This window comes from Streptomyces sp. NPDC104761, from assembly GCF_055583445.1.
On record NZ_JBVJNZ010000001.1, the window covers coordinates 870715 to 889227 of the forward strand.

Annotated in this window: 14 protein-coding genes; 8 read left to right on the forward strand and 6 right to left on the reverse strand. The window is 73.1% G+C overall.

The genetic code is table 11. From position 1 onward, the window contains the following. Position 1 precedes the first annotated feature (1 nt). Positions 2–1717 carry a hypothetical protein gene (locus tag ACZ63F_RS04010; RefSeq protein WP_469708418.1) on the forward strand — a complete coding sequence of 572 codons (1716 nt, stop codon included), beginning with the start codon at positions 2–4 and terminating at the stop codon, positions 1715–1717. 5 nt (positions 1718–1722) lie between these two features. Beyond that, positions 1723–3540, forward strand: a complete 1818-nt coding sequence (locus ACZ63F_RS04015) for a hypothetical protein (RefSeq protein ID WP_469708420.1) — start codon at positions 1723–1725, stop codon at positions 3538–3540. A 97-nt stretch (positions 3541–3637) separates the two neighbouring features. Here ACZ63F_RS04015 and ACZ63F_RS04020 read toward each other — a convergent pair whose 3' ends face one another. After that, a complete protein-coding gene (locus ACZ63F_RS04020) occupies positions 3638–4306 on the reverse strand; it encodes a nucleoside/nucleotide kinase family protein (RefSeq protein WP_469708422.1) in 669 nt (222 codons plus the stop codon). 77 nt (positions 4307–4383) lie between these two features. Between ACZ63F_RS04020 and ACZ63F_RS04025 the strand changes: the two genes are divergently transcribed. Together ACZ63F_RS04025 and ACZ63F_RS04030 are read left to right on the forward strand one after the other, a co-directional pair. After that, positions 4384–5118, forward strand: a complete 735-nt coding sequence (locus ACZ63F_RS04025; protein WP_469708424.1) for a beta-phosphoglucomutase family hydrolase — start codon at positions 4384–4386, stop codon at positions 5116–5118. Then, complete coding sequence (locus tag ACZ63F_RS04030) at positions 5115–7460, forward strand: glycoside hydrolase family 65 protein (protein WP_469708426.1); 2346 nt, start codon at positions 5115–5117, stop codon at positions 7458–7460. Before ACZ63F_RS04025 ends, ACZ63F_RS04030 begins: the two co-directional genes overlap by 4 nt. A gap of 182 nt (positions 7461–7642) precedes the next feature. Here the strand turns inward: ACZ63F_RS04030 and ACZ63F_RS04035 are convergent, their stop codons facing one another. After that, positions 7643–8539 (reverse strand): M56 family metallopeptidase, encoded by an 897-nt coding sequence (locus tag ACZ63F_RS04035; RefSeq protein ID WP_469708428.1) that lies wholly within the window; start codon positions 8537–8539, stop codon positions 7643–7645. Then, complete coding sequence (locus ACZ63F_RS04040; protein ID WP_294007099.1) at positions 8536–8919, reverse strand: BlaI/MecI/CopY family transcriptional regulator; 384 nt, start codon at positions 8917–8919, stop codon at positions 8536–8538. The genes ACZ63F_RS04035 and ACZ63F_RS04040 overlap by 4 nt, the downstream gene beginning before the upstream one ends. Before the next feature lie 176 nt (positions 8920–9095). On the opposite strand from ACZ63F_RS04040, the gene ACZ63F_RS04045 reads away from it, so the two are divergent. Beyond that, the gene (locus ACZ63F_RS04045) at positions 9096–10013 is read left to right on the forward strand and encodes a lysylphosphatidylglycerol synthase domain-containing protein (protein ID WP_469709321.1); all 918 of its coding nucleotides are present in this window, start codon (positions 9096–9098) and stop codon (positions 10011–10013) included. A 33-nt stretch (positions 10014–10046) separates the two neighbouring features. On the opposite strand, the gene ACZ63F_RS04050 is transcribed toward ACZ63F_RS04045, so the two are convergent. Beyond that, positions 10047–10730, reverse strand: a complete 684-nt coding sequence (locus ACZ63F_RS04050; protein WP_469708430.1) for a phosphatase PAP2 family protein — start codon at positions 10728–10730, stop codon at positions 10047–10049. A gap of 273 nt (positions 10731–11003) precedes the next feature. Between ACZ63F_RS04050 and efeU the strand changes: the two genes are divergently transcribed. The 3 genes from efeU to nicT all read left to right on the forward strand — a co-directional run bounded on the left by efeU (position 11004) and on the right by nicT (position 15894). Continuing rightward, a complete protein-coding gene (gene efeU / locus ACZ63F_RS04055; RefSeq protein ID WP_469708432.1) occupies positions 11004–13271 on the forward strand; it encodes an iron uptake transporter permease EfeU in 2268 nt (755 codons plus the stop codon). Positions 13272–13318: 47 nt separating this feature from the next. After that, positions 13319–14590, forward strand: a complete 1272-nt coding sequence (gene efeB / locus ACZ63F_RS04060; RefSeq protein ID WP_469708434.1) for an iron uptake transporter deferrochelatase/peroxidase subunit — start codon at positions 13319–13321, stop codon at positions 14588–14590. 140 nt (positions 14591–14730) lie between these two features. Continuing rightward, on the forward strand, positions 14731–15894 hold the full coding sequence (nicT, locus tag ACZ63F_RS04065) for a Nickel transporter NicT (protein WP_469708435.1): 1164 nt from the start codon (positions 14731–14733) through the stop codon (positions 15892–15894). Positions 15895–16016: 122 nt separating this feature from the next. Here nicT and ACZ63F_RS04070 read toward each other — a convergent pair whose 3' ends face one another. Further along, positions 16017–16976, reverse strand: a complete 960-nt coding sequence (locus tag ACZ63F_RS04070; RefSeq protein WP_469708437.1) for a hypothetical protein — start codon at positions 16974–16976, stop codon at positions 16017–16019. Positions 16977–16988: 12 nt separating this feature from the next. Then, positions 16989–18461: an APC family permease gene (locus ACZ63F_RS04075; protein WP_469708439.1), complete on the reverse strand. Its 1473-nt coding sequence runs from the start codon at positions 18459–18461 to the stop codon at positions 16989–16991. Between the last annotated feature and the right edge of the window lie 52 nt (positions 18462–18513).

Genomic DNA, 18513 nt, shown 5'->3' on the forward strand with positions numbered 1-18513 from the left:
CTTGACCGCCCTGCTCGACCACGAGTTCGTCCGCGCAGCGGCGCTCGCCGCCGACAGGTCGGCCGCCCTGCTCGAGGCCGACCCGTCGGCGGAGTTCATCGGGCCGCACCGCGCCCTGGCCCGGCGGGTGAAGACCCTGGTCGCGGCGTACCGCTCGCCGGATTCGGCCCTGCACGGCAGCGAGCGGGCCGTCGCCGCCGCGCTGACCCACCTCCGTGCCCTGCGGTCCCTGCAGACGGCCTCCGGCCTCTTCGCGGGCGGCGACAACGTGCAGTCGCCGCCGGACTCCGCGTTCACCGTCAACGACGTGTGCGACGCGCACGTCCTCGCCGCGGACGCGGGGCCGGAACTCGCTGACGTCACAGCGGCGCTCGCCGAGATCGCGGGCGCCGCCACCGGCCCTCTCCTGACCGGTGGGGTGCACACCCCGAACCACCGCTGGGAGCTGTCCGCCGCGCTGGCCCGGCTGCACCGCTCGTTCCCGGACGCCCGGCTGCTCGCCCGCGCCGAGGAGTGGCTCGCCGAGGGCGTCGACATCGACGCGGACGGCCTGTACTCGGAACGCAGTGCCGTCTACGCGTCCATCGTGACGAACCCGTCGCTGCTGCTGCTGGCCGAGGTGCTCGGGCGTACCGACCTGCTGGACGCCGTCGAACGCAACCTCACCGCGACCCTGGACCTCATCAGGCCGGACGGCACGGTGGAGACCGTCCACTCGCGACGGCAGGACCAGAAACACCCGTTCCCGCTGGCGCCCTACCTGCCGCACTACCGGCTGCTCGCGATCCGCACCGGCCGGGGCGACTTCGCCCGCGCGGCCCGCCTGGCGGCCGCCGACGGCATCGACGACCCCGACCTGCTTGCCCAGACCCTCCTCACCCCGGATCTGTGCCGCGCCCTGCCGGCCCCGGACGCGGAGCAGCTCCCCCGCGACCGGTACCTCCCCACCGCACGCCTCGCCGCACACGTCTCGGCCACCGCGCACACCGTGGTGTACGGCGGCTCCGACGTGCCCGAGCACCGGCGCATCCGCTCGGGCCTCGCCTGCAACCCCACCTTCCTGCGCCTGTTCGCCGGTGCCGCCGTCCTCGACGCGGTCCGCCTCTCGCGGGTGTTCTTCGACCTGGGCCCGTTCCGCGCCGCCGACATGGAACAGCTCGCCGACAACCGGTACCGGCTCACCCAGACCCTCACCACCGCCTACTACCAGCCGCTCCCGAAGGACCGCAGGCACGACGACGGCGCCTACCGTCTGGTGGACGAGGGCCGCTTCTCCGCGGCGATGGCCTTCCCCGACCGCCCTCAGGACGAGGTCTCCCACACGACCCGGGTCGAGGTCGGCCTGCGGGAGGACGGGGCCGACCTGCGGATCGACATCAGCGGCCCGTCGGTGCCCTGGGCCCTCGAACTGACCTTCCGGCCGGGCGGCGAGCCGCAGGGCGCCGTACCGCTCGGCGACGGACGCTGGTGCCTGACGACCGGGCCGTTGACCTACCGTGTCGGCGGCGACGAGATCCGGGTCGAGGCCGCCGTCGAGACGGGCGCACCGCTCGCCGGACCGGACCGGGGCGACGTACTGCGCTACGACCCGGGGCAGGACCACACCGTGGTCGGCGGCACGGACGCGACGACCGGGAACCGTGTCTACCTCGGCGGACACGGACCGCAGACACTGACCCTCGCACTGCGCGCCACATCTCACGGCATGAAGGGCTGATCTCCTTGCACCTCCCACGCCAGCTCGGACCGCTGCACGGCCTGCCGGACACCCCCGAGGCATACGACGCCGTCCTCGCCGACGTCACCGAGCAGGCCCTCGCGCGCCTCACCCCGGAGGGCAACCTCGAGCACCCGGACGCCGACGACGACATCGGCGACACCTCGCTCGGCGTCACCTCCCTGCTGGCCCTCGCCTGGCACCGCTCCAGGGATCCGCGCCTGCCCGAGGCGGTGCACCGCAGCCTCGCCTTCCATCTGCGGGAGCGGGTCTACCGCGAGGACAACCCCGGCTACCCGAACCTCAGGGTCCGCAACTCGGGTCTGCCGTACGCCCGTTACGTCCTGGAGGCCGGCGCGCACCCCATCGGCGACTGGCCGAGCACCGTGTGGGCGCTGCTCCAGGCGGTCAACCTGCTCGACCTGGCCGAGGGACTCGTCGACGAGGAGCAGCGGACCGAGCTGCTGGAGGTGGCACGGGGCTACTGGCGCTGGCTCACCGAGGCGACCTTCTTCAACCCGCAGGAGGCCGGCAACCAGGCCATCGGGTGCGTGGTCGGCGGACTGATGCTCGCCCGCCATCTCCCGGACGCCCCGGCGGACGCGATGCGCGAGCGCGCCCTGCGGCTGTACCTCGACGAGATCCGCGCCCACCGCGTCCTCGACCGGGGCGCGCTGCTGCCGCCCGAGCACGGCGGCGCCTACGACAACAACTACGGCCCGATCTCGCTGTCCTTCCTCGCCCAGGCCCACCGGATCAGCGGCGCCGAGGTGTTCGCCGAGGACGGCGACGCGCTCGCCCGCTACCTCGACGCCCGCCTGCCGAACGGCGGCTTCGACAACGGCGGCCCCCGCTACAGCGAACAGCACTCCGGCTTCGAATCCGTGCTCGGGCTGCGCTACTTCGGCGCCCGGATCGGCTCGGACCTGGGCCGCTACCGGGGCGACACCAACTGGGGCTGGCACGCGGTCAAGCCGGACGGCGGTGTCGACGGGCACTTCGCCTGGATGCTGGTCTGGCAGATCCAGGACCCCACCCCCTGGCACCGCGAACCGTCGACAGCTCCCGCCCGCCACCAACTCCGCGCCGGATCGGTCTCGGTGGCCTTCGACCACCGCATGACCCCGTCGCTGATCGAGGCGGGCGGCACCTACTACCTGCCGGCGGCGGTGAACCGGCAGCACGGCTTCGGCCCGGTCCTGGACGGCTTCCTGTACTGCCGGCCGATGGGCGAGGTCCGGGTCCGGGACGCCCATGCCGACGGCCTGACCGCCAAGCTGGTCAGCAAGCCGGTCGTGGGCCGCGACCATGTCCTGCGTCACGTGCGCTCCCTGTACGTCACGGACGGCACCCGGCTCTGGGTGACGGTGGCCGTGGAACGCCTGGACGGGTCGCCGTACCTGCTGGCCGGGCTGCCCTACGCGGCCGACGACGGCGACCGGGTGCGGCGGGTCGCCGAGGGCGAGGTCGCCGCGGCGGGCGCCCTGCGCCTCACGCACCCCGCGGGGCAGAGCGCGGACCACTTCGACGCGCGCGCCGAACTCACCCAGGAACAGGCCGCGTTCGCCCTCGCCGCCGACCCGCGCGGGTACGGCAACCCGGACGAGGGCTGGCGCCACCTGGTCGCCTCCACGGCGTACGAGGCCGAACCGGCGCCGGGCGCGCCGGAGAAGCTGCACGTGTTCGCCGTGCGGTACGGGGCCGGTGGCGACTTCGCGCCGACGTTCGAGGGCGACCTCACCGTGCACACCGAGGCGTTCACGGCCGTCTTCGGGGCCGAGGACGCGCACGGGGATCCCGGGCTGGCTCTCGCCGGCTGCTGAACGCTTCGCTGGAAGTGCCGCGATACGCCGTCTGTCGGCTAGCAGCGCCGTCGTGGCTGGTCGCGCAGTTCCCCGCGCCCCTTACGGGGCGCTGCCCTTACGGGGCGCTGCCCTTGCGGGGGGCGCTGCCCAGTGTCGTCTCCGTAATCACCAGGTCGGCGCGGTCCCGGGTGGCGGCGACCAGGTCGGCGTTGAGCTGGTCGGTGCCCGTGACCCAGGCCACCGCCTGCTCGTGTTCCTTGCCGAACTCCTCGTGCCGGGCGACGAGTCGCCGTACCCGTTCCGCCTCGTCGATCTCGCAGAACCACACCTCGTCCAGGGCCGGCCGCACCCGCGCCCACAGACCGTCCGCCAGCAGCAGGTAGTTGCCCTCCGTCACCACGAGCCGGGCCGTCGGCAGGACCGGGATCGCGCCCGCGATCGGCTGCTCCAGGACCCGCTCGAAGCCCGGCGCGTACACCACGACGTCCGGCTCCGCGCGCAGCCGCCGCAGCAGCGCCGCGTACCCGGCCGCGTCGAAGGTCGCGGGCGCCCCCTTGCGGTCCCGCAGGCCGAGGCGGTCCAACTCGACATCCGCCAGGTGGAATCCGTCCATCGGCACGTGCGCGGCCCACGGCTCACCGGCGCCGTTCAGCTCCCGCACCAGGTGCTCGGCCAGAGTCGTCTTGCCGGCACCGGGGCTGCCCGCGATGCCGAGGATCGCGCGCGGGGCCCGTCCGGCGAGTGAACGGGCACGGTCGAGAAGGTCGTCGAAAGTCAGCGGCACGCAAAAAGTGTGACACCGGGCCCGGAATGTGGCGGGCGCCACCCCCTTGAAGCCGTCCGGTGGGGAAGATGCGGGTCATGACTGCACTCGGTCTGCCCGACACCATCCAGGCCTGTCTCTTCGATCTCGACGGGGTCGTCACCAAGACGGCCGTCGTGCACGCTGCTGCCTGGAAGGAGACCTTCGACGCCTTCCTGCGCGGCCACGACGGACAACGGCCCTTCGACGCGGTCGCCGACTACGACGAGTACGTCGACGGACGCCCGCGCGCCGACGGGGTCCGCGCCTTCCTCGACTCCCGCGGCATCCACCTGCCCGAGGGCACCGCGGACGACCCGCCGGACGCCCCGACCGTGCACGGCCTCGGCAACCGCAAGAACGAACTGCTGCTGGAGAAGATCCGCACCCAGGGCGTCGAGGCCTACGACGGCACCCTGCGCTACCTGGAGGCGGTCCGCGCGCACGGGCTGCGCACCGCGATCGTCTCCTCCAGCGCCAACTGCCGCGACGTACTGCGTTCCATCGGCGCCGAGCACTTCTTCGACGTCCGGATCGACGGCGTCGTGGCCTCCGAGCGGCACCTCCCCGGCAAGCCGCACCCCGACACCTTCCTCGCCGCCGCCCACGACCTGGGGGTCGGTCCGGCCGCCGCCGCGGTCTTCGAGGACGCCCTTGCCGGGATGGACGCGGGTCGTGCGGGCCGTTTCGGGTACGTCGTCGGCGTGGACCGCGTCGGGCAGACGGACGCCCTGTACGCACACGGCGCGGACACCGTCGTGAAGGACCTCGCCGAGCTGGGAGGCAAGGAGTGATCATCCAACGGGCGTACGCCGTGGAACCCTGGACGGTCCGCGAGACAGCGCTCAACCTGGACGTGCTCGCCCAGAGCGAGTCGGTGTTCGCACTGTCCAACGGGCACGTCGGCTGGCGCGGCAACCTCGACGAGGGCGAACCGCACGGCCTGCCGGGCAGCTACCTCAACGGCGTGCACGAGGTGCACCCGCTGCCGTACGCGGAGGCCGGCTACGGCTACCCGGAGTCCGGGCAGACCGTCATCAACGTCACCAACGGCAAGATCCTGCGGCTGCTGGTCGACGACGAGCCCTTCGACCTGCGCTACGGGCGGCTCGTCGCCCACGAGCGGGTTCTCGACCTGCGCCGCGGCGTCCTGGAGCGGACCTGCGAGTGGACCTCGCCGGCCGGCTCCACCGTGCGGGTGCGCTCGACCCGGCTGGTGTCGCTGACCCAGCGGGCGATCGCCGCCATCTCCTACGAGGTGGAGGCCGTCGACCGCCGCTGCCGGATCGTGGTCCAGTCGGAGCTGGTCGCCAACGAGCAACTGCCCGAGGCGAACGGCGATCCCCGTGCCGCGCTCGCTCTGCAGTCGCCGCTGGAGCAGGAGGACGACTTCGCCTCCGGGCAGCGGCTGCGTCTCGTGCACCGCACCCGGCGCAGCGGCCTGCGGGTCGCGGTCGCCGCCGACCACACCGTCTCCGGCCCCGAGCGGACCTCGGTGCGCGCCGAGAGCGGCGTGGACGTGGCCCGGATGACCGTCACCTCCGTCCTGGAGCCCGGGCAGCGGCTGCGGGTGGAGAAGTTCGTCGCCCACGGCTGGTCCGGGGTGCGCTCGCTGCCCGCCATGGCCGACCAGGTGGACGCGGCGCTCGCGGCCGCCGCCCACGAGGGCTGGCAGGGCCTCGCCGACGAGCAGCGCGACTACCTCGACGACTTCTGGTCCCGCGCCGACGTGGAGGTGGACGGCGACGAGGAGATCCAGCAGGCCGTCCGCTTCGCCCTCTTCCACGTCCTGCAGGCGGGGGCCCGCGCCGAACAGCGGGCGATACCGGCCAAGGGCCTCACCGGCTCCGGGTACGACGGGCACGCCTTCTGGGACACCGAGATGTTCGTGCTGCCCGTCCTCACCCACACCGCCCCCGGCGCCGTCGCCGAGGCGCTGCGCTGGCGGCACAACACCCTGCCCGCCGCCCGCGAACGCGCCGCCCAGCTCGGTCTGGAGGGGGCCGCGTTCCCGTGGCGGACCATTGCGGGACCGGAGGGCTCGGCCTACTGGCCGGCCGGCACCGCCGCCTTCCACGTCAACGCCGACGTCGCCGACGCCGTGGTCCGCTATGTCGCCGCCACCGGCGACACCGACTTCGAACGGGACACCGGCGTCGAACTGCTCGTCGAGACCGCCCGCCTGTGGCGCTCGCTCGGCCACCACGACAGCCGCGGCGCCTTCCACATCGACGGCGTCACCGGACCCGACGAGTACAGCGCGGTCGCCGACGACAACACGTACACCAACCTGATGGCCCGCGCGAACCTGCTGGCCGCCGCCGACGCCGTCGAACGCCACCCGCGGCAGGCGGCGGAGCTCGGCGTCGACGCGGAGGAGAGCGCCGCCTGGCGGGACGCGGCCGAGGCCATGCACATCGCCTACAACCACGAGCTCGGCGTCCACGAACAGAGTGCCGGATTCACCCGCTACCAGCGCTGGGACTTCGAGAACACCCGCCCCGAGCAGTACCCGCTGCTGCTGAACTTCCCGTACTTCGACCTCTACCGCAAACAGGTCGTCAAACAGGCCGACCTGGTCCTCGCGATGTACACCTGCGAGTCGTACTTCGACGAGGAGCACATCGCCCGCAACTTCGCCTACTACGAGCCCCTGACCGTACGTGACTCCTCGCTGTCCGCCTGCTGCCAGGCCGTCGTCGCCGCCCAGGCCGGGCACCTCACGCTCGCCCACGCCTACACCGCCGAGGCCGCGCTGATGGACCTCGACGACCTGGAGCACAACACCCGCGACGGACTGCACATCGCCTCCCTCGCCGGCACCTGGATGGCCCTGGTCGCCGGGTTCGGCGGGCTGCGCCACTACGACGACGGTGCCCGCTTCGCCCCCCGACTGCCCGAACGGCTGCGCCGCCTCGCCTTCAGCCTGCAGCTGCGCGACAGCAGGCTGCGCGTGGAAATCGGCGCCGACAAGGCGACGTACACCCTGCTGGACGGTCCGCCGCTGACGGTCCACCACCACGGCGAGCCGGTGACGGTCGGCACGGACGGCCCGGCGGTACGGGCGGTGCCGCCCACCAGGCCGGGGCCGGCACCGACCCAGCCGCTGCACAGGGCACCGACTCGACCGGCGTGAGCAACGGCGCCCCGTCCTTCAGGGGCGCTGAGGGTACCCCCGGCCGAAGGCTGGGGGAGGAACTGCGCGACCCGCCACACACGACCGGCACGCGACGACGCCGGTACCCCTACGGCGTGATCGGTCGTCGTCGCCGCCGCCGTGGCCGGTCGCGCGGTTCCCCGAGCCCGAAAAAGGGGTGCTTACGTGAGGGCGTTGTACAGGAGCCGTACCAGATCGCCCGTTGCGTCCGCCGCGAACAGGGCCGCCAGTGCGCCCAGGGCGAGGACGGCCGCCGCGGCCGGCCAGAGATACGGCGGCGGGGTCGTCTGCAGGGCCGCGATGCGGCGCGTCACCGCGCGGTCGGTGAAGTTCAGGCCGCAGGCCGGCCGGGCGGCGCGGCCCGCGCTGAGGGCCGCCCGGGCCAGCGCCCGGGCGGTGGTGCCGCGGTCGCCGACCTCGGCCGCTGCCTGCTCGTCCGCCCACCGCTCCGCGAGGAAGGTCACCGCGGAACGGACCGGTCCGAGCAGCGGATTGGCGGCGGCCGCGAGCGTCACCGCCGTCACCAGGCGGCCGTGCCGGTGGCGCAGGTGGGCGCGCTCGTGCGCGAGCAGCACCCGCCGCTCCGCCGGTGTCAGCGCGCCCAGCATCGCCGAGGTGACCAGGATGCGGCCCGGCCGGCCCGGGATCGCGAACGCCTGCGGCACCTCGCAGGCCGCCACCACCAGTTCGGTGTCCCGCGGATGCCCCTCGCACAGCCGCCGCAGCGCCCGCCGGGTGCGCCGCTCGGCCCGCACCGCCCGCAGTACCCGCCACACCACCACGACCAGCGCCAGACAGGCGGCGACGCCGATCACCTCGGGCACCGGGTCGGCCAGCGGACGCCCGTCCTCGTGGGCCTCCCGGACCACCGGCGGGGCGTCGCCCAGCAAGGCTGTCGCCAGGAGGATCAGCGACCAGGTGGCCGCAGCCGCGGTCAGCAGCGCGGCGGACGCGAGGACGCGCGCCGCGAGCGCCGGCGCGACCCGACGCGCTGTCACCGGGCTGACCAGGGGCAGAAGCAGGGAGACCAGCAGCGGGGTGTAGACGTCGAACCTCATGCGCCGCCTCCGGCGAACAGGTTCCGCAGCGCCCGCTCCTCCTCCGGGCTCAGCCCGGACACGAACTGCTGGAGCGCCGCGATCGGGTCCGGTCCCCGGTCCAGGGCCTCGTGCATGGCCTCGGCGGTCAGCTCGGCCGCGTTCTTCGCCGGCCGGTACGCACCGCGCCGCCCGTCCGCGTCGCGCAGGACGAGCCCCTTGTCGTACAGCCGCTTCAGGATGGTGTGGACCGTGTTGTACGCGAGTCCGCCACCGATCTCGGTCTGGATCTCGGCCGGGGTCAACGGGCGTTCGGTCGCCCACAGGGCCGCCAGGACCTCGCTCTCCAGCTCTCCGGCGCTGCGCCGCTCCGTCCTGCCGCGGGACCCTGTGCCAGCCATGGCACAACCTTACAGCGCGTAGTGCCGCCGTTCGTATGGATGTACCCGCGCTGCCTCCGCCGGTAAGTCCGGTTAATTTGTCAGTGTTTGTCCCTGAAGCCGTGGAGGGTCCTGCGCGCCGCAGGGGAACAGGGGTGGGTGCCTCGATGGTCTCGAACGTGAACGCCACGCCCGTCATGGGCCGCCGGGGACTCTACTGGCGGAGCGGTGCCTGCCTGGTGCTGCTGCTCGGCGCGGGCTGGCTGGTCCGGCGGCACTGGCCGGTCGTGGCGCACGGGGCGGCGCGGCTCGCCGGCGCCGACCAGAGGTGGCTGCTGGTGGCGGCCGTGGCGGCGGCCGGGACCTGGGTGTCCTCCGCGCTCGCCCAGCAGGGCGCGGTCACCCGCCGGCTGCCCGGCGGACGGCTGGTCGCCGCCCAGTTCGCCGCGTCGGCCGCCAATCACGTGCTGCCCGCCGGGCTCGGTGCGGGCGCGGTGAACCTGCGGTTCCTGATGCGCTGCGGAATCACGGCGGGCCGCGGCGCGTCGGCCCTCGCGGTCAAGGCCGCCTCCGGGGCCGTGGTCCGGTTGGCGTTGATCGCCGTGCTCGCCCCCGCATGCCCGGGGTTGCTGCAGATCCCGCACGTGTCCGCAGCCGCGCTCCTCGCCGTGGCCGCCGTGGCCGCCCTGGGCGTGGTGCTGCTGCGGGCGTGGGTGTGGCGCCGCTGCCGGGGAGCGGTGGCCGTGGTGGCCGCCGACATCCGGGCCCTGCACGCCCGTCCGGTCCGCGCGGCCGCGCTGTGGGGCGGTTCGCTGGCCTTCGCCGGACTGCACGCGCTGGTGCTCTTCGCCGTCACCCGGGCGGTCGGACTGCCGCTGCCCCCGGCCCGGGTGGCGCTGCTCTACCTCGCCGCCAGCGGCGCCGCCGCGCTGCTGCCCACCCCGGGCGGCCTCGGCTCCCTCGACGCGGCCCTCGCGTTCGCCCTGACCGCCTCCGGGACCCCGGCCGCCGCGGCCGCCTCCGCCGTACTCGGCTACCGGCTGCTCACCATGTGGCTGCCGCTGCTGCCGGGCCTGCTGGTGCTCGGCCTGCTGGTCCGGCGCCGGGCGCTGTGACGACGACTCGGCGGCCGGCCGCCCCGGCCTGACTCAGGGCGCGGCCACCGGTCTCTCCGGAACGTCGTTTCGCGCCCACGCGTCCGGAGCCCACCGGGCCGCCAGGCATGCGCAGAACCCGAGCCACCCGGCCGCGAACAGCCAGCCGCCGAGCACGTCGGTGCACCAGTGCACACCGAGGAACACCCGGGTGGCCCCCACGGCGAGCCCCCAGCAGGCGACGGCCGCGCACCACGGGCCTCGGCCGTGCGGGGCCCGCGTCCAGATCGCGAGGACGACCAGGCCGGCGGCGAGCGCGGCGGTGGTGGTGTGGCCGGACGGGAAGGAATAGCCGGAGGCCGACGTCTGCCAGTCGGCCTGCGGCGGCCGGGGCCGCGCGACCAGCTCCATCACGCCCCACCGGACCGTCTGGCCCAGGGCGAGGCAGCCCGCGCCGAGCAGCGCGGCGACCAGCCGCTGCCGCCGGGTGCGGCCCAGGACCAGCCCCACCACCACGACCAGGGCGTACGGCACGACCCCGGTGCCGGTCACGGTGATTCCCCGGGCCGCGGCCACCGCCACGTCGGTCCGGTGCCGGAGGGACCAGGCCAGCAGGGTGCGATCCGGCGCGAGCGGGGTGCCGTGCCGGCCCGCCACCACCAGCGCGAGCACGGCGAACGCCGCCCAGGCCCCGAGCGCGACACTTCCCGCGAACTCCGCGGTCCTTTTGCGGTCCATGACGCCGACGACGGCCCCCTCGGTGTGACGAGCTGCAACGCGATGGATGACTACGTACCTGTAGACGGTCTACCCGAATGTAGACGATTGCCCTCCTGCCGATGTTCCCGGGTGCGCGCGTCGGCGGCCGACCGTGGCTTTTACCGCACCATTGCCACTTCATGACCGGCTGACTACACGGGCGTAGTCATCATGGTCGGCGGAGTAAGGCATGCCTTCACTAAGTTCGAAGCCAAGGGGCGGGGACGGGCCTGCCGGGGAGGGCTGCGGTCGATGTGGGACGACGCGTTTCCGAGTTTCCTGATCGGACTGAGGGAAGGTCTTGAGGCCGGGCTGATCGTCTCGATCCTCGTCGCCACGCTGGTGCGGGCCGGGGCCAGGAAGCGGCTGCCGCAGGTGTGGACGGGTGTCCTGGCCGCGATCGCCCTGGCGATGAGCTTCGGCGCGGTCCTCACCTTCACCGCCGCCTCCCTCCCCGCGACCGCCCAGGAGGCCTTTGGCGGCACCCTCAGCGTGATCGCGGTCGCCTTCGTCACCGCGATGGTCTTCTGGATGCGCCGCTCGGCCCGCAGCCTCTCCGGGGAGATCAAGGAGAAGGTCACCGGCGCCCTGGCCATGGGCTCGGGCGTGCTGATCCTGACCTCGTTCCTCGCGGTCGGCCGCGAGGGCCTGGAGACCGCGCTGTTCCTGTGGACCACCGCCCGGGCGGCCGGCGAGTCCGCGGGTCCCCTGACCGGTGCCGGGATCGGCCTGGTCCTGGCGGCCGGCCTCTGCTGGGGCCTGTACCGCCGGGTACTGAAGATCAACCTCACGAAGTTCTTCACCTGCACCGGCGCCGTCCTGATCGTGATCGCGGCAGGCGTCCTCGGCTACGGGCTCCGCGACCTCCAGGAGGGCGGCGTCCTCCCGGGCAACACGGCCTACGCCGTCGACCTCAGCGCCCACATCGACGCGGGCTCCTGGTACAGCACCCTCCTCCAGGGCGTCCTCAACATCACGCCGACGATGACCTGGCTGCAGGTGGCCGGGTACGTCGGCTATCTGGCCGTCGTCATGACGCTGTTCGTGCGCGGAGTGCGGACGTCCGTACCGAAGCCGGCCGCCCAGCGGAACGAGCCGACCGCTGCCGCGGACCGGCCGGGGCCGCAGCCGGAGTCGAAGCCGGAGCCGCAGCCGGTCGCGGGTGCGGCCGAGGGGGAGTCCGCTGCCGGCGGATCCGTGCCGGATCCCGGTGCGGAGGGGCTCGTCGAGCCGCGGCCCGAGCCCGCCGCCGTCGGTTCGGCGTCGCGGCCCGCCGCAGGGGAGCCCGGACCGCAGGCGCGGCCGGACCTCGCCGCCGGCCGGCCGGCGCCGGGCCCGAAGGCCGCCGGGCGGCCGTGGCGCAGGCCCGCCTGGGTGGTGCCCGTCGCCGTGGTCGCCGTCCCCGCCGTGGTCGCCGGGCTCGTCGTCGCCCTGGCCCGGCCCAAACCGAGCGGCGGGCAGACCGTCGCCGTCTCCGAGACCGAGTGCGGCAAGGGCTTCACCGCGCCCAAGCCGGGCCGCCAGACCTTCCAGATGCAGAACACCGGCGACAAGACCTCCGAGGTGTACCTGATCGACCCGGGCAGCAACGCGGTCTACGGCGAGGTCGAGGGCCTCGCCCCCGGCACCACCCGCGACCTGGTCGCCACGGTCGCCGGCGGCACCTACGCCTGGCGCTGTGTCCCCTCCACCGGCAAGGCCGTCACCTCCAGGTCGGTCACCGTCAGCGGCGGCACGGGCAGCACCAGGGCGGTCGTACCCGTCTCCGAGAACGACCTCGCGGGGCCCCTGAAGGCGTACAAGGCGTACGTCGAACAGGGCCTCGCCACCCTCGTCGCCCAGACCCGCACGCTCGAGGCCGACATCGCGGGCAACCACCTCGCCCAGGCGCGCACCGACTGGCTGGCCGCCCACCTCACCTACTCCTCCCTCGGCGCCGCCTACGGCACCTTCGAGGACTACGACCAGAAGATCGACGGCCGTGCCGACGGCCTGCCGGGCGGGGTGGCCGACAAGGACTTCGCCGGGTTCCACCGGGTCGAGTACGGACTGTGGCACGCGCGGACCGCCGGACAGCTGAAGGCTCCGGTCCAGGCGCTCGCCGACGCGGCGGCCGGGCTGCAGAAGGCCTTCCCCACCCAGGACTTCGACCCGGGCGACCTGCCGCTGCGCGCCCACGAGATCCTGGAGAACACCCTCCAGTTCGAGCTGACCGCCGACACCGACGAGGGCAGCGGCACCAACCTCGCCACCGCGAACGCCAACCTCGCCGGTACCCGCGAGCTGCTCACCGTGCTGCGGCCGCTGCTGACCACCCGGGCGCCGAAGCTTCTCCCGGCCGTCGACGCGGACATCGCCCGTCTCCAGCGGCTCCTGGACGCCGAGCACCGGGGCGCGAGCTGGACCCCGGTCGAGCAGCTCGACACCGTCACCCGGCAGCGGATCACCGGCGCCACCGGACAGCTCCTGGAAGACCTCGCCCCGGTGCCGGACCTCCTGGAGATCAGGAAGTCCGCCTGATGGACCCCGCACAGCACCCGCACCCGTACGACGAAGGGAACCCTCCGATGTCCGCTGCCGACACCCCGTCCTGCCCGATGGGCACGGGCCGCCGCTCCTTCGTGCGGACGGCGCTGGGCGCCGGCGCCGCGGGCGCGGTCCTGGCCGGCGGCGGCTTCGCGCTGAGCCAGGCCGGGGGCACCGCCGAGGCCCGGGCCGCGGACGCGACCGGCACCGCGAAGGTCCCCTTCCACGGCACCCATCAGGCCGGCATCCTCACCCCCGCCCCGGCGGCCGCCACCTTCGTCTCCCTCGACGTCATCGCCGACAGCCGGCAGGAGCTCTCCGACCTGCTGAAGACGATCACCGAGCGGGCCCGCTTCCTCACCTCCGGCGGCACCCCCGAGGACCTCGGCGTCGGCGCACCGCCCGCCGACAACGGCATCCTCGGCCCCGAGGTCCCCTCCGACGCGCTCACCGTCACCGTCGGCGTCGGCGCCTCCCTGTTCGACGACCGCTACGGCCTGGCGAAGGCGAAGCCGGCCCGGCTGACCCCGATGCGGACCTTCCCCAACGACAACCTGAAGCCCGCCGAGTGCCACGGCGACCTCTCCCTCCAGATCTGCGCCAACAGCACCGACACCGTCCTGCACGCCCTGCGGGACATCACCAGGCACACCCGTGGCGGCATGCAGATCAAGTGGCGGATCGACGGGTTCCAGAACGCCCCGCGGCCGACCGGCGCCCAGCGCAACCTGCTCGGCTTCAAGGACGGCATCGCCAACCCGGACGTCACCTCGGCCCGGGAGACCGGCCGGCTCATCTGGGTCGGCGCCGGGCAGGGCGAGCCGGCCTGGACTGCGGGCGGCAGCTACCAGGTGGTCCGGATCATCCGGATGCTCGTCGAGTTCTGGGACCGGGTCTCGCTGAGCGAGCAGGAGCTGATGTTCGGCCGCCGCAAGGACACCGGCGCCCCGCTGGACGGCGCCAAGGAGACCGACATCCCGAACTACGCGAGGGACCCGAAGGGCAACGCCATCCCGCTGGACGCCCACATCCGGCTCGCCAACCCGCGCACCGCGAAGACGGACAGCTCCCGCATCCTGCGCCGCGGCTACAACTACGACCGGGGCGTGGACGGCGTCGGCAACCTCGACATGGGCCTGGTCTTCTGCTGCTACCAGCAGGACGTCCAGCGCCAGTTCGAGGCCACCCAGACCCGGCTCATCGACGAGCCGCTCGTCGACTACATCTCCCCGACCGGGGGCGGCTACTTCTTCGCCCTGCCGGGCGTGAAGGACGCCAAGGACTGGCTGGGCAGCGGTCTGCTGGCGGCCTGACCGGACTTTACCTTCTCATGGCGTTCTCTTGGTGAAGGCCTGTCGTGGGCCTTGCTGCGAACGATGTGCAAGTACGGGAGGATGGCACAAGGCTGCCGATGGCAGCTGCCCATCGCTCGACCGAAGGATGTCACCTCCCGATGACGGCCGCCCCTGGTTCCGCCCCGTCCCTCCCCGCCCAGGCCGAGACCAAGCGCTCGGCCTGGCGCCGTGTCCGCGGCTCCATGACACGGCAGGAGTGGATCAGGGTCGGCGGGATGGCAGGCTTCGTGCTCGCCCTGCACGTCATCGGCTGGGGCACCCTGGTCGGGATCATCGCGCCGCAGCACTTCAGCGTGGGCACCGAGTCCTTCGGCATAGGCATCGGCGTGACCGCGTACACGCTGGGCATGCGGCACGCCTTCGACGCCGACCACATCGCGGCCATCGACAACACCACCCGCAAGCTGATGGGGGAGGGGCAGCGGCCGCTGTCGGTCGGCTTCTGGTTCTCCCTCGGTCACTCCAGCATCGTCTTCGGCCTCTCCCTGCTGCTCTCGTTCGGCATGAAGGCCGTGGCCGGGCCCGTCCAGAACGACAAGTCGGACCTGCACGACGTCACCAGCCTGATCGGTACGACGGTCTCGGGCACCTTCCTCTACCTCATCGCCGGCATCAACCTCGTCATCCTGGCCGGCATCTGGAAGGTCTTCCGGCAGATGCGCTCCGGCGCCTACGACGAGGCCGCCCTGGAGACCCAGCTCAACAACCGCGGTTTCATGAACCGGCTCCTCGGCCGGGTCACCGGCTCGATCAGCAAGCCCTGGCAGATGTACCCGCTCGGGCTCCTCTTCGGCCTCGGCTTCGACACCGCCACCGAGATCGCGCTCCTCGTCCTCGCCGGCTCCGGCGCCGCCTCCGGCCTGCCCTGGTACGCCATCCTGACCCTGCCGGTGCTCTTCGCGGCCGGCATGTCCCTCCTGGACACCATCGACGGCTCGTTCATGAACTTCGCCTACGAGTGGGCGTTCTCCAAGCCGGTCCGCAAGGTCTACTACAACCTCACCATCACGGGCCTGTCCGTGGCCGTCGCCCTGATCATCGGCACCGTCGAACTCCTCGGCCTGCTCGCCGACAAGCTGGACCTGCACGGTTTCTTCTGGGACTGGGTCGCAGGGCTCGACCTCAACACCGTCGGCTTCGTCATCGTCGGCCTCTTCTTCGTCACCTGGGCGCTCGCCCTGGCGGTCTGGAAGATGGGCCGCATCGAGGAGAAGTGGACGGCGGGCCTGAGCCCCCGGCCCGCCGAGCAGACCGAGGGCTGAGCGGCGCCCCGCAAGGGGCGCTGGGGGTACCCCCGGCCGAAGGCTGGGGGAGGAACTGCGCGACCAGCCACGACGGCGGCGCAGACGTTCGACGGCACAGCGCTCACCCCACCGTCGTCATGTCAACCACGCATCTTCAGATCCGCCCGCCACTTGATGATCTGCTTCTCGGCGTCGCCCGTGTACGACCACGGTGTGCGGGTCGCGCGCCGCCCCTGGAGCCGTAGGAGTTCCACGGCGAGGTCCATGACGCCCGCCTGGCAGGCCGCGTGCGTCAGGTGGTTGAGGTCGCGCAGCTCGCCCGGGGCGACCGGGCCCTCGGGGCGCTGGGCGATCCAGCGCTCCCAGGTGCGCCGTACGTCGCTGACCGCGCCGTCGTGCTTCCAGTGCTGGCTGAGCGCGACCGCGTTCTGCTGTCCCTGTGCCGCGTCCAGGGCGTACCGGAACTCCTCGACGCGGGCGTACTGCACCAGGACGGGCAGCGCGCAGCCGGGCGGCGCGACCCCGGCCGCGTCCCGGGCGAAGTCGTACATCAGGCCGTGCGTGCCGTGCCAGCGCGCGGAGTAGTAGTGGAGCACCTGGAGGTGGCCCTCCACGTTGTAGGGGTCGCGCCGGTGCAGTTCGTCCCACCAGCGGGCGAGTTCCTGCCGGCGCACCCCGGTCGGGTACAGCCGGGCCACCGAGATCAGCGAGACCCAGGGGGTCGGGTCCTGGGGGTACGCGTCGGAGGCGGCCAGGCAGGCCAGCACGGCGGTGTCGATCCTGGCCCGGTCGATGGGGACGCCCCGGCCCGCCGAGATGGCCAGGGTGAACGCCCGGGCCGTCTCGGTCGCCGCCCGCAGCGTCAGCGCGTCGGCGCCGTGCGGCTCGGCGGCCAGCCAGGACTCCGCCGTCGAGTTGCCCGCGCAGGCCTGCGCCAGCAGCCGGACCCGGTGTCCCCGGGCCAGCCAGTCCGGGCCGGTGGTCCGGAGCAGATCCCTGAGGCCCTGCCAGCGGCCGATGACGATGTCCTGCCGGGCCGAGGTGAGGGATGCGTCCCCGCAGTCCGGGTCGAAGTCGGGGGCGAAACGGTCGCGCGCCATCTGACTCGTACCTCAGAAGTCGGTGGGGAGGCCTTCGTAAGCCCGGGCGTGCACGGTGGCGGGTTCGTCGGGGACGTAGTCGGCCTCGACCGTGCGGGTGGCGTCCAGCTTGGCCGGCCGGTAGTAGTCGCTGCCCTGCTTCCAGTACCAGAGCATCGGGACCAGGCCGACGGCCAGGCCGCCGACGCCGATCGCGATGGCCGCGGTGCTCAGCTCGCCCAGTGACTCGACGAAGATCCAGAACATGAACACCGCGCCGAGCAGCGGCCACAGTCCGCCGAGCAGGAAGTTGCCCGCCGACCTGAACAGCATCTTGCGGTAGGCCACGACCACCGCGAGGCCCGCGAGGCCGTAGTAGACGGCGATCTGCAGGCCGATCGCCGAGATGGCGTCGTAGAGGATCTCGCCCACCGAGCCCAGCGCGTTGGAGGCGATGAACAGGGTCAGCGCCACCGCGCCGACCACGCCGATCGCCACGTGCGGGGTGTTCCAGGTGCGGTGCACCCGGCCCAGCGCGGTCGGCATCGTCCGGTCGCGGCCCATCGCGAACAGTGAGCGGGTGACCTGGATGAGCGTCGTCTCCAGGGTCGCGATGGTGGACAGCATCACGGCGGCGACGAGCAGCTTGCCGCCCCAGCCCGGCCAGATCTCCTCGCCCAGCACGCCCAGCACGTTGGCCTTGTTCGCCGCGATCTGGCCCGAGGAGAGGATCACGTTCACGGCGACGGTGAACACCTCGAAGAGGACGAAGACGACGCCGACGCCGATCAGGCCCGCGAGGCCGGTGGTGCGGCGGGAGTTGCGGGTCTCCTCGCTGAGGTTGCTGGTGACGTCCCAGCCCCAGTAGTAGAACGCGGCGACGAGCGCGCCCGAGGCGAAGCCGGAGACGCCGTCGAAGTGGGAGAAGCCGAGCCAGGACCAGTCGAAGCTGCGGGCGTTGCCGGTGTGGAAGAGGGCCAGCACCGCGAAGAGCAGCAGGATGGCCAGCTCGATGCCGGACATCAGCAGCTGGGCGCGGACGGTGAGGCGGGCGCCGCCGAGCACCACCGCCAGCATGACCAGGAACCAGGCGGCGCCGACCACCGTGGACAGGGCCACGTTGCCGGCGAGGTCCGCGTCGAACAGGGACAGGGTCATCGACCCGGCCGGCAGGGAGCCGGCCACCATGAAGATGGTCGCGGACACCACGAGCGCCCAGCCGCTGACGAAGCCGAGGAACGGGTGCAGGGTGCGCCCCACCCAGGAGTAGCTCGCGCCCGCGTTCACGTCGATCCGGCCCAGGTAGCTGAAGGCGAGCGCGATGCCCAGCATCGGTATCGCACACCACAGCAGGGCGGCCGGACTGGCCGGCCCCACCGCCCCGACCAGCACCGCGGTGGTCGCGGCCAGCGAGTACGCCGGTGCGCTGCCCGCGACGGCCATGACCACGGTGTCCATTGTGCCGAGGGCGTTGGCCTGGAGCCCTCTGCCCCTGTTGTTGCTCATGGTTGTGCTGCTTTCCGGTCGTGCAGGGCGCACGGGAGTGCAGACCCGCGGC

Excerpts from the sequence above, each read along its gene's own strand:
- ACZ63F_RS04025 (WP_469708424.1), top strand. The coding sequence starts at position 4,384 with ATGACTGCACTCGGTCTGCCCGACACCATCCAGGCCTGTCTCTTCGAT.
- ACZ63F_RS04035 (WP_469708428.1), bottom strand. The coding sequence starts at position 8,539 with ATGAGGTTCGACGTCTACACCCCGCTGCTGGTCTCCCTGCTTCTGCCC.
- ACZ63F_RS04040 (WP_294007099.1), bottom strand. The coding sequence starts at position 8,919 with ATGGCTGGCACAGGGTCCCGCGGCAGGACGGAGCGGCGCAGCGCCGGA.
- ACZ63F_RS04045 (WP_469709321.1), top strand. The coding sequence starts at position 9,096 with ATGGGCCGCCGGGGACTCTACTGGCGGAGCGGTGCCTGCCTGGTGCTG.
- ACZ63F_RS04050 (WP_469708430.1), bottom strand. The coding sequence starts at position 10,730 with ATGGACCGCAAAAGGACCGCGGAGTTCGCGGGAAGTGTCGCGCTCGGG.
- efeU (WP_469708432.1), top strand. The coding sequence starts at position 11,004 with ATGTGGGACGACGCGTTTCCGAGTTTCCTGATCGGACTGAGGGAAGGT.
- efeB (WP_469708434.1), top strand. The coding sequence starts at position 13,319 with ATGTCCGCTGCCGACACCCCGTCCTGCCCGATGGGCACGGGCCGCCGC.
- nicT (WP_469708435.1), top strand. The coding sequence starts at position 14,731 with ATGACGGCCGCCCCTGGTTCCGCCCCGTCCCTCCCCGCCCAGGCCGAG.
- ACZ63F_RS04070 (WP_469708437.1), bottom strand. The coding sequence starts at position 16,976 with ATGGCGCGCGACCGTTTCGCCCCCGACTTCGACCCGGACTGCGGGGAC.
- ACZ63F_RS04075 (WP_469708439.1), bottom strand. The coding sequence starts at position 18,461 with ATGAGCAACAACAGGGGCAGAGGGCTCCAGGCCAACGCCCTCGGCACA.